The following is an 11,169-nucleotide window of genomic DNA, read 5'->3' on the forward strand; positions in this document are numbered from 1 at the left end:
GAATCGTTCGAACACATGTTCCGCCGCGAAGGGATCCGGGCGGCGATCGTCGAGGGCGACAGCTTTCATCGCTATAACCGCGCCGACATGAAGCGGGCGATGATCGAGGCGGAGAGGAGCAACCACCGCACCTTCAGCCATTTCGGACCCGAGGCGAATCTGTTCGCCGAGATGGAACAATTGTTCGCTACCTATGGCGCGACCGGCGGCGGGCAGCGGCGGCTTTACATCCACAATGAGGATGAGGCGGTTCCCTTCGTCGATCAGGGAATCGGCCCCGGCCAGTTCACCCCCTGGGACGATATTCCGCCGGATACCGACTGTCTGTTCTATGAAGGGCTGCACGGCTGCATCGTCACCCAGGACAGTAATTGCGCCCGCCATGTCGATCTGAAGATCGGAGTGGTGCCGGTCATCAACCTGGAATGGATTCAGAAGATCCACCGCGACACCCGCCATCGCGGCTATTCCGAGGAAGCGGTGACCGAAACGATTTTGCGGCGGATGCACGATTACATCCATTACATCCTGCCGCAATTCAAGCTGACCGATATCAACTTCCAGCGCGTGCCGGTGGTCGATACCTCGAACCCGTTCATCGCCCGCGACATCCCCACCGCCGACGAAAGCCTGGTGGTGATCCGCTTCCGCAAGCCCGACCGCTTTGCCGTCGACTTTCCCTATCTGCTCCAGATGCTGAAGGATTCGTGGATGAGCCGCCGCAACACCATCGTCGTCCCCGGCGGCAAGATGGGTTTGGCGATGGAACTGGTGCTGACTCCGATCCTGCGCCGGATCAACGAAGAGCGGCAGGAGGCGCTGCGCTCGCGAACGTCCTGATTTCGCGGGCTCCCACGCTTGACCCATCCAGGCCCCGTGGTTAGGGTTGCGGCCGTCTGATCGTCCCCCCCTTTGCCACGGCGGTTCCCCATGGCCAGCACCGGCACCCAAGCGCCCAGTTTCCAAAGTCTGATCCTGACCCTGCAAGCCTTCTGGGCCGAACGGGGCTGTGTCATCCTTCAGCCCTATGACATGGAGGTCGGCGCGGGCACCTTCCACCCCGCCACCACGCTGCGCGCGCTGGGGCCGGATCGGTGGAAGTGCGCCTATGTCCAGCCGTCGCGGCGGCCCAAGGACGGCCGTTATGGCGAGAACCCCAACCGGCTTCAGCATTATTACCAGTTCCAGGTGCTGTTGAAGCCCAGTCCCGAAGACCCGCAGGCGCTGTATCTCGACAGCCTGCGGGCGCTTGGGATCGACCCGATGGAACACGACATCCGCTTTGTCGAAGACGATTGGGAAAGCCCGACCCTCGGCGCCTGGGGCCTGGGCTGGGAAGTGTGGTGCGACGGAATGGAGGTGACTCAGTTCACCTATTTCCAGCAGGTCGGCGGCATCGAATGCGACCCGGTCGCGGTCGAGCTGACCTATGGCCTGGAACGTCTGGCGATGTACATCCAGGGGGTCGAGAACGTCTACGACCTCCGCTACAACGATGACGGCGTCAAATACGGCGAGATTTTCCTTCAGGCGGAGCAGGAATATTCCGCCCACAATTTCGAACACGCCGACACCGAGATGTTGCTGCGTCATTTCGAGGATGCGGAGACCGAATGCCGCGCCCTGCTGGCGAAGGGCGTCGCCCTGCCCGCCTATGACCAGTGCATCAAGGCCAGCCACCGCTTCAACCTGCTCGACGCGCGCGGCGTGATCTCGGTGGCGGAACGTCAGGCATATATCGGCCGGGTCCGTGCCCTGGCCAAGGCATGTTGCGAAGGCTGGCTCGCCAGCCGCAAGGAGGCGTGAGGATCATGGCCGAGTTTCTGCTGGAAATCCTCTCCGAAGAGATCCCCGCCCGGATGCAGGCCCGCGCCGCCGACGATCTGCGCCGCCTCGTCACCGACGGTCTGACCGCCGGGGGCATCACGTTCGAGTCCGCCCGCGCGTTGGTGACGCCGCGCCGTCTGGTGCTGGCGATCGACGGGCTGCCGCTGGCCGGTCCCGATCTGTCCGAGGAAAAGCGCGGCCCCCGCGTCGGCGCACCCGCCCAGGCGATGGACGGCTTTTTGAAATCGACCGGACTTACCGTCGAGCAGTTGGAACAGCGCGACACCGGCAAGGGCGTCTTCTGGTTCGCGGTGATCGAGCGCAAGGGACGCGCCACCGTCGATCTGCTGAAAGAGGTGGTCGAGGCGACGATGGCCGCCTTCCCCTGGCCGAAATCGCAGCGTTGGGGCACCCATACGGTGCGCTGGGTCCGCCCGGTCCAGTCGATCCTGGCCCTGTTCGACGGCGCGGTGATCCCGGTCCAGTTCGGCCCGGTCGCGGCCGGTAACGTCACAAGGGGCCACCGCTTCCTCGCGCCCGAGAGCTTCGCCGTCACCGGCTTTGCCGATTATGCCGAGCGTCTGCGCGCCGCCAAGGTGATCCTCGACCCGGCCGAGCGGCGCGACACGATCCTGACCGGCGCGTTGGCGCTGGCCCGGGCCGAGGGGCTGACGCTGAAGGACGATGAGGGCCTGCTCGCCGAGGTTGCCGGGCTGGTCGAATGGCCGGTGCCGCTGATCGGCAGCATCGACGATGCCTTCATGGACGTCCCCGCCGAGGTGCTGATTACCTCGATGCGCGCCCACCAGAAATATTTCAGCCTGTTGAAGGCCGATGGCAGCCTGGCGCCCCGCTTCATCGTCGTCTCGAACATGGCGGCGAGCGATGGCGGCAAGGCGATCGTTTCGGGCAATCAGCGAGTGCTGCGCGCCCGCCTGTCCGACGCCAAATTCTTCTGGGACACCGACCGCCGCCACCGCCTCGACTCGCGGCTGCCCAAGCTGGCGGAACGGACTTTCTATGCCGGTCTCGGCACGATGCGCGACAAGGCCGACCGCATCGCCGCGTTGGCAAAGGCGATCGCGGCGCAGATCAACGCCGATCCCGCGCTGGCGGAACGGGCTGGTCTGCTCGCCAAGGCTGATCTGTCATCGGAAATGGTCGGCGAGTTCCCCGAGCTTCAAGGGGTGATGGGGCGCTATTACGCCCGCAATGACGGCGAAGCGGCCGAGGTGGCCGAGGCGATCGCCGCCCATTATTCGCCGGTGGGACCGTCGGATTCCTGCCCGACCGCGCCGATCGCGGTCGCTGTGGCGCTGGCCGACAAGATCGATTCGCTGGTCGGCTTCTTTGCCATCGACGAAAAGCCGACCGGATCGAAAGACCCGTTCGCGCTCCGCCGCGCCGCACTCGGCGTGATTCGTCTGATCGTCGAAAACGGGCTGCGGATCAAACTGAGCGCGGTGTTCGGCCCATCCTGGGCCTCGTTCGGCGGAACGCTCGCCAACAACGCCGACCAGACCGTCGCCGACCTCCTGTCCTTCTTCGCCGACCGCTTGGCCGTCGCCTGGAAGGAACAGGGCATCCGCCACGATCTGATCAACGCAGTGTTCGCGCTGGGTGGTCAGGACGATCTGGTCCTGCTGCGCAAGCGGGTCGAGGCGCTGGCCTCGTTCGTTGCCTCCGACGACGGCTCCAACCTGCTGGTGGCCTATCGCCGCGCCGCCAACATCGTCCGGATCGAGGAAAAGAAGGACGGCACCAGCTTCGCCGCCCCGGTCGATGCCGCCAAGCTGGTTCAGGCCGAGGAACAGGCCCTGGCGGCGGCACTCGATCACGTCGGACCGACGGTCGAAGCGGCGTTGCAGGCCGAGGATTTCGCCGCCGCGATGGCGGCGCTGGCAACCTTGCGCCGCCCGCTCGATGCCTTCTTCGAACAGGTGACGGTCAACGCCGATCAACCCGATCTGCGCGTTGCCCGGCTGGGGCTGCTCGCGGCGATCGGGACGGCGATGGGCCGCGTCGCCGATTTCAGCAAGATCGAAGGATAGGAACCGCAACCGGAAGTCATCTTTGCGCCACACTCCTGACTGGTCATTCGTTCCACGAAAGAGCATGATCTGTGGCGCAAAGTTCCGTCCGGCGCGGGCGAGGACGCAATTTTCGTTCAGACACTGAAGGGCGCGAGATCGACCATGACGAAATGGGTCTATAGCTTTGGCGGTGGCAGGGCCGAGGGACGGGCGGATATGAAGAATCTGCTCGGCGGCAAGGGGGCCAATCTGGCCGAAATGAGCAATCTCGGCATCCCGGTCCCCCCGGTTTCACCATCAGCACCGAGGTCTGCACCTATTATTACGATAATGGTGAGGTCTATCCCGACAGCCTGAAGGACGAGGTGATCGCCGCGCTGGCCAAGGTCGAAGAGACGCTGGGCCGCACCTTCGGCTCTGTCGCCGACCCGCTGCTGGTCTCGGTTCGCTCGGGCGCGCGCGCCTCGATGCCGGGGATGATGGACACCATCCTCAATCTCGGCCTCAATGACCTGTCGGTCGAGGGGCTGGCCAAATGTTCGAACGATCCGCGCTTTGCCTATGACAGCTATCGCCGCTTCATCCAGATGTACTCGAACGTGGTGTTGGGGATCGACCACCACAATTTCGAGGAAATTCTGGAAGAGGCCAAGGACGATAAGGGCGTTCAGCTCGACACCGATCTTGGTGCCGAGGATTGGAAGAAGGTGATCGCCCGCTATAAGAGCAAGGTGCAGGAAGTTCTCGGCCATCCCTTCCCGCAGGACGTCCACGAACAGCTGTGGGGCGCGATCGGCGCCGTGTTCGGCTCGTGGATGAACCAGCGCGCCATCACCTATCGCCGCCTCCACGACATCCCCGGAAGCTGGGGCACCGCAGTCAATGTGCAGGCGATGGTGTTCGGCAATATGGGTGACGATTGCTCGACCGGCGTCTGCTTCACCCGCAATCCCTCGACCGGCGACAACGAATTCTATGGCGAGTTCCTCGTCAATGCCCAGGGCGAGGACGTCGTTGCCGGCATCCGCACCCCGCAGCAGATCACCATCGAGGGCAAGAACGCCCAACGTTCGACCCTGCCTGCGATGGAAGAATGCCAGCCGGAGGTGTTCAAGGAGCTGAACGCGATCCGCCACAAGCTCGAAGCCCATTACCGTGACATGCAGGACATGGAATTCACGGTGCAGCAGGGGCGGCTGTGGATGCTCCAGACCCGCACCGGCAAGCGCACCACCAAGGCGGCTTTGAAGATCGCCGTCGATATGGCGCGCGAGGGGCTGATTACCCGCAAGGAAGCGATCCGCCGCATCGATCCGGTCTCGCTCGATCAGTTGCTCCACCCCACCCTCGACCCCAAGGCACCGCGCAAGGTGCTGGCCCGTGGCCTGCCCGCCTCGCCGGGTGCGGCGTCGGGCCGGGTGGTGTTCTCGGCCGAAGACGCCGAAAACTGGGTCAATGTCCGCAAGGAAAAGGTGATCCTGGTCCGGGTCGAGACCAGCCCCGAGGATATCGGCGGCATGCATGTCTCCGAAGGCATCCTCACCACCCGTGGCGGCATGACCAGCCACGCCGCCGTTGTCGCCCGTGGTATGGGGACTCCTTGCGTCGCCGGTGCCGGTGAGATCCGGGTCGATCACGCCGCCCGCCAGATGAAGGTTGCCGGTCAGGTGCTGTCCGAGGGCGACGTCATCACCCTCGACGGTTCGACCGGCGAGGTCTTCCTCGGCGCGGTGCCGACGATCCAGCCCGAAATGACTGGCGATTTCGCCACGCTGATGGAATGGGTCGACACCATCCGCACCCTGAAGATCCGCGCCAACGCGGAAACGCCGCAGGACGCCGCCACCGCCCGCAAGTTCGGGGCCGAGGGCATTGGCCTGTGCCGGACCGAGCACATGTTCTTCGATCCGCGCCGCATCATCGCGATGCGCGAAATGATCCTGGCCGAAACCGAAGAGGGCCGCCGCGCCGCTCTGTCCAAGCTGCTGCCCTATCAGCGCCAGGATTTCATCGAGCTGTTCGAGATCATGCGCGGGCTGCCGGTGACGATCCGCCTGCTCGATCCGCCGCTGCACGAATTCCTGCCCCACACCGACGCCGAAATCGCTGAGGTGGCTAAGGAAGCCGGGGTCGATCCCGCCTTGATCCGCGCCCGCAATATCGCCCTGCACGAATCCAATCCGATGCTGGGCCATCGCGGCTGCCGTCTGGGCATCACCTATCCCGAAATCTACGAGATGCAGGCTCGGGCGATCTTCGAGGCGGCGGTCCATGTCTCGCGCGAGACCGGCCGTAGCGTCGTGCCCGAGGTGATGATCCCGCTGGTCGGAGCCCGCAAGGAACTCGACCTGTTGAAGGACGCCATCGATAAGGAAGCCCAGGCGGTGTTCGCCGAGCAGAATTACGCGGTGAAGTACTTTGTCGGCACCATGATCGAACTGCCGCGCGCTGCGTTGATGGCGGGCGAGATCGCCGAAACCGCCGCGTTCTTCTCGTTCGGCACCAACGACCTGACCCAGACCACCTTCGGGATGAGCCGCGACGATTCCGGCCCGTTCCTCGAGGTCTATCGGGCGCGGGGCATCTATGAACGCGATCCCTTCGCCAGCCTCGATCAGGCCGGTGTCGGCGAACTGATCCGCATCGCCGCCGAACGCGGTCGCGCCACCCGGCCCGGCCTCAAGCTCGGCATTTGCGGCGAACATGGCGGCGATCCCGCCTCGATCTCGTTCTGCCAGAGTGCCGGCCTTGATTACGTGTCGTGCTCGCCCTACCGCGTGCCGATCGCCCGTCTCGCGGCGGCGCAGGCCGCTCTGGGCGAAGGCAACTCGTCCGGTACCGCTTAGTCACTTTGCGGGCTGTGGCACCCCCCTCTCCGGCGGAGAGGGGGGTGTTTCATTTTGGGGGCTTCGGTGGAAAATAAACGGGACTCTGCCCCGTACTCCCCGCAAAGGGCCATAGGCCCTTTGATCCCAATCCGTGAAGACAAGGGATGCCGGTCCAGGGGGCGCGGCCCCCTGGCGGGTGTGGGCAGAGCCCACAAACCCTACCGGCTCATGATATCCGCGACTTCCAGAATCTGCTTGTCGGCCCGCATCAGGAAGAAGCCCTGGGTCGCGATATCGGACGGAACGAAATACGAGCCAGGGGTGCCGTTGGCGATGAAGGTCTTGTACATCGTCGCGCCGTCGCGCAGCGAGGACAGCATATTGTTCCAGTGCCGCTGCGCCCCCTTCGAGGCGATCACGTCTTTGTAATCCTCGCCGACGCCTTTCAGGATCGTGTAATAGGCGTACATCCGGCCCTTGGTGGCAAAGAAGGTGCGGGCCGGGCGGCCATCGAAAATCCATCCCCCCGGGATGTAATCGCTCAAGGGCCGCTTGAGTTCGCCGCCATGCTCGGAGACCGCGACGGCGCGGCCGGGCGGCTCGACCAGGGCCTCGATGGCGGCGGACTGGCTGCCGAGATCGCGGCTGATCTTGACCAGGAAGTCGGCCAGGCTGCTGTGAATCTTGTCGTACTTAGCCTCGCCGTGGGCCAGCCGGTGATTGTACTCAACCAGGCTTTCGACCCCTTCGTTATACATCGTGACGCTGCTGGGCAGGATGTATTCGGTCGGGTCTTCGCTGAACTTGCCCTTGGCCGAGATCAGATCGCGGTCGGCTTCGCCCGATCCCCGCTCACGGCCGAGGAAGTCGGACATTTCGTTGGCCCAGCGCGCGACGGCGTACTGAATGCCGATCTGATAGGCCTTCATGTTGCTGCTGTGGGCCATCGGATAGATCCACGGCTTGTTCGGAGCCCAGCCGGTTTCGTTGATCTCGAGGTCCATCAGGGTTGCCGCCATCGTCACGGCGTGGCTGCCGCCTTCCACGACAAATTTCGGATTCGGCTTCAGATTGGGGTCATCGTCAATACGATAGCTAAAGAAAATAAGAAAAAGGAATACAGCAACAACCCCCAGGACGATCCTGGCCTTATCACTGCCAACTAAAAACCAGAACAGAGATCTCAATTTTCCGTTGCTAAGGGCGGTATCCATTTTTCTCTCCGTGGCGGTCGGATCGCATTGTTGACAGTCTGATCCGTGACGTCAGGGGGGAAGCCAGGGTCGGATCGATGTTACGCTAATCGGGGTTTGTGCCTACAGCGACACTTAAGAGATAGTTCAGATTGATTCCAAAATAACCCAGGCAAAAGCCCAGGAGGATAGACCATAAGATTGGTGCCCAGGGGGGAAGGGCCGGCGCAACTAGTGACCCGAGGGACCCCGGTCCTAGCGCACACCGCAACACGTTATAATGCTCCGAGTCACGTGCGGATGGGTATGAAAATGCCGAAGATCAGCAGCGCAAATCACAAACAAGCCGTGCAGGAAGGATGCGGCGCGGCACAATGCACGTCAAGCTTCTGTAGTACGCAGGTATATTCGGACCATCCCGGCCGGTCCCCGCTGCCAGACGCCCCCTGATCACGGAGCGGAATGGGCTCAGGCGTCAGGACTTGGCGACAGGAGAATTGGCCGGAACAATCGGCGCGACCGCCGTGCGTAGCACCGAATCATCATCGGTTGACTTGTCGTGGTGTGATCCATGCGTCTTCAGCCCCCATTCCCACAGGGCCGAGGTCGGCAGGGGCAGCACCAGGAACCAATGCTCCAGCACACCGACGACCAGAAGCGTCGCGAGGAAGGTATAGGCGGCCAGATCGAAGCTACCCGCCTCGGCCGCCGCTGCCAATCCGATCACCCAGGCGGCGGCAACGGTGGTGACGGTGACCGACACCGGGAACAACAGGTTCATCGGGCGCCGGGTCAGGAAGCTGCGCAGAAAGCTCAGATGATCGGGCAGAAAATCTTCGCTGAGATTGGGAACGCCCAGGAACACGTTGAGCTTGGCACTCTGATGCATGCTCCACAGGATCACGAAGCACCAGAACGCTAATTGATTGGGTGAGTCGGCGGTCAACCACCACATCACGGCCCCGGTCACGAGGATCTTGATCTCGTGATACAGCGTCACCTGAATTCCGTGCCCAAGATGCACCCAGCCCCGGCACCCTTCGGGGCAGGCATGACGGCGCGGCCCGGTGACATAGCCGAGATAGAAGCTGATCTCCTGCCACGCCCAGGCGAAGAACGCGAAGGTAAAGGCGGCATAGGCTCCGGCAACGCTGGCTTCGCCCGCCGTCGCGGCCAACCCCAGCATCGAGGCGGCGAACACCGCCGTTGCCACCACCATTGTTTTGCGAAAGGTAACCGAGGGCAGGCCATCGAGGAACAACACCGCCCCGGTCCCGAACCACCACAGAAACAAGGCATAGACCGCAGGAAGGACATAATCGAGCATGTCCCGCTACTCCTGCGGCAGGTGGTTTTGGGGGAAACGGGTCAAATCCGGGAAGACCCGGGTGCCTCTCATGACGCCGGTTTTCCGACGGTCAGCAACCGGGAAAAAGCCTCGGCATTGGTCGGGCCATAGGCTTTCAGTTCGATCCGGGCCTTGGTGGTCAGATCGTCCAGAGTCACGCGGCCATCATCCCAAGCGGTAAGACGAAACGGAGCGTCCTCGCCCCGCTCCAGCCCGCGATGTTCGCGCGCCAGAGCCCGCATCGCGCCACGGACGAAGCCATAGGCCCCCGGAGCCAGGACGTCGATCTGGGCCCGGCTGCCCGCTTCCAGCACCACGACGCCGCCATCAGGCTGATCGATGAAGATCACGTCGCGGCTGTTGACGGCAACGGCCTCGGCCGGAGCGAGGCCCAGCTTGTAGCCGGTCACCTTGGCCACCCCGACCAAAGTGATGACCAGAGCCAGCATGACGCCGGCTCCGATCAACAAGGGACGCGGAATGGGTTTATCGCCGAACGGACCGCTCATCACATCTCCCGAATCAGACTTCGGCGTCTTCGCGCGCGACCGGATCGGCAGCGGCGGGATGCGCCGGAGCGGCTTCAACCAGGGCGTCGCCCAGAATCCGGGCGATCGCTACCGCGCCAGGAATGGCGCGCAATGTCGGCTCGACCTTGGAAAACCGCCAGGGGCGGGCATGGGGCCAGAGCACGAGATAGGCCAGATGTTGATCTCCGCTCAAAGAAAGGGAGATATCACCGGTCCCATCGGAATAGGTTTTCAGATCGGCGGATTCGATCATCCCGAACGGCAGATTGACCGACAACGGCAACGCCACGCCGTGGGAAATGACCACACGCCGGTTGGTGATCGAATAGGTCGTCGCCCGAGCGCTGGACCAGCCGATCAACACCAGGACCAGGGCCGCAGCCAAACCGGCCACCACCATCAGGCCACCGGCGAACACGGCATCGAAGGCCCCGCCCCCGTCGGCGATGGCGGCAATCGCCCGCCAGACCGCGAGAAGTCCAAAGTAAACAGCCAACCACCCGAACCGAAAGGCTCGGGAGGTCAGCTGCCACCAAGACGGGGAGCCCTGCCAAAGCAGGCGCTCCCCCTGAGGAAGAGGCCCGGGCAAGCCCGGGACCATTTCAAAATGATGGTCGTGATCGCTCACAGCCAGGATTCCGACCGTTCAGCCGTCGCAAGCAGATAGCCGCCGCCGAAATAGGCGCTGACGCGGTCTTCTTCACGCAGGGTGATGCGGTCGGGGTTCGACAGAGCCGGAGCCGCACCGAACTGAGCGGCCGGAACCGAACCGGTGGTGACCTTCTTGTCGTCGCCGTGGACCTTGACCAGCGGAGCCGGGATCAGAACGGTCCGGGTGCCCGAGGTGGCGATTTCGTAGTAGCGGATCAGCAGATCGCCACGGTCGACCCAGACGTCGGCAACGGTGCCGGCAACCTTGCCGTCAGCGCCGATGGCCTGGAAGCCACGGGGATCGGGATCGTCCGACGCAACCGACAGATCGGTGGCGACACGCAGCGGGACGAGACGGTTGTGACCCTCGGCGTCGATGTCGGGAGTGTCAGCACGCTCGGCCCAGGCGGCCGGACCGATGCCGGACAACAGAGCGTTGCCGGTCGGGATCAGCGGAGCGCCGTCGAACTTGTAGGCCGGAACCGCGCCGGTCACCGGAACCAGAGCCTCGGCCCGCGGAGCGGTACGGGTCGACCCGTCACGCAGCACGAAGGTCTTGGGCTCGGGCAGCGGCGGGAAGCCGACCAGACGCTCGGGGTTCGGTCCGTCCGTCACCAGCGGATAGCCCTCGCGCTTGTCTTCCGAGCGGAGATAGTAGACCAGTACGGCGAAGAACGCCCAGAACGCATACAGCGTAAGCTGAGCTGCGTCTACGTAAGGAGTGAAAGCGCCGATGTCCATGGTATGACCTCAATCGTA

The 11,169-nt window shown here is 63.7% G+C and carries 8 protein-coding genes and 1 pseudogene; 4 read left to right on the forward strand and 5 right to left on the reverse strand.

The genetic code is table 11. The features are described 5' to 3' along the window. The 4 genes and pseudogenes from K678_RS00690 to ppdK all read left to right on the forward strand — a co-directional run. Positions 1–840 (forward strand): phosphoribulokinase (locus K678_RS00690; RefSeq protein ID WP_021130527.1); only part of this gene is annotated, 840 nt, incomplete at its 5' end. A gap of 90 nt (positions 841–930) precedes the next feature. Further along, on the forward strand, positions 931–1,806 hold the full coding sequence (locus K678_RS00695; RefSeq protein ID WP_021130528.1) for a glycine--tRNA ligase subunit alpha: 876 nt from the start codon (positions 931–933) through the stop codon (positions 1,804–1,806). Positions 1,807–1,811: 5 nt separating this feature from the next. Beyond that, positions 1,812–3,878 (forward strand): glycine--tRNA ligase subunit beta, encoded by a 2,067-nt coding sequence (glyS, locus tag K678_RS00700; RefSeq protein WP_021130529.1) that lies wholly within the window; start codon positions 1,812–1,814, stop codon positions 3,876–3,878. A 144-nt stretch (positions 3,879–4,022) separates the two neighbouring features. Then, positions 4,023–6,706, forward strand: a pseudogene (gene ppdK, locus K678_RS00705) (pyruvate, phosphate dikinase). Between the two features lie 200 nt (positions 6,707–6,906). Here the strand turns inward: ppdK and K678_RS00710 are convergent. The 5 genes from K678_RS00710 to puhA form a co-directional block, all read right to left on the reverse strand. Next, positions 6,907–7,734: a DUF2333 family protein gene (locus tag K678_RS00710; RefSeq protein ID WP_196802525.1), complete on the reverse strand. Its 828-nt coding sequence runs from the start codon at positions 7,732–7,734 to the stop codon at positions 6,907–6,909. A gap of 622 nt (positions 7,735–8,356) precedes the next feature. Then, on the reverse strand, positions 8,357–9,208 hold the full coding sequence (gene puhE, locus K678_RS00715) for a putative photosynthetic complex assembly protein PuhE (RefSeq protein WP_021130532.1): 852 nt from the start codon (positions 9,206–9,208) through the stop codon (positions 8,357–8,359). Positions 9,209–9,276: 68 nt separating this feature from the next. Then, the gene (puhC, locus tag K678_RS00720; RefSeq protein WP_021130533.1) at positions 9,277–9,738 is read right to left on the reverse strand and encodes a photosynthetic complex assembly protein PuhC; all 462 of its coding nucleotides are present in this window, start codon (positions 9,736–9,738) and stop codon (positions 9,277–9,279) included. 13 nt (positions 9,739–9,751) lie between these two features. Next, the gene (gene puhB / locus K678_RS00725) at positions 9,752–10,387 is read right to left on the reverse strand and encodes a photosynthetic complex putative assembly protein PuhB (RefSeq protein WP_021130534.1); all 636 of its coding nucleotides are present in this window, start codon (positions 10,385–10,387) and stop codon (positions 9,752–9,754) included. Beyond that, entirely contained in the window at positions 10,384–11,151 is a 768-nt protein-coding gene (puhA, locus tag K678_RS00730) for a photosynthetic reaction center subunit H (protein WP_021130535.1), read from the reverse strand. Before puhA ends, puhB begins: the two co-directional genes overlap by 4 nt. Between the last annotated feature and the right edge of the window lie 18 nt (positions 11,152–11,169).

The organism is Magnetospirillum fulvum MGU-K5 (genome assembly GCF_000442515.1).
GTDB lineage: Bacteria > Pseudomonadota > Alphaproteobacteria > Rhodospirillales > Magnetospirillaceae > Phaeospirillum > Phaeospirillum fulvum_B.

What these genes read in the sequence shown, in the direction of transcription:
- puhC (WP_021130533.1), bottom strand. Translation starts at nt 9,738, where the DNA reads ATGAGCGGTCCGTTCGGCGATAAACCCATTCCGCGTCCCTTGTTGATC.
- glyS (WP_021130529.1), top strand. Translation starts at nt 1,812, where the DNA reads ATGGCCGAGTTTCTGCTGGAAATCCTCTCCGAAGAGATCCCCGCCCGG.
- puhA (WP_021130535.1), bottom strand. Translation starts at nt 11,151, where the DNA reads ATGGACATCGGCGCTTTCACTCCTTACGTAGACGCAGCTCAGCTTACG.
- puhE (WP_021130532.1), bottom strand. Translation starts at nt 9,208, where the DNA reads ATGCTCGATTATGTCCTTCCTGCGGTCTATGCCTTGTTTCTGTGGTGG.
- K678_RS00695 (WP_021130528.1), top strand. Translation starts at nt 931, where the DNA reads ATGGCCAGCACCGGCACCCAAGCGCCCAGTTTCCAAAGTCTGATCCTG.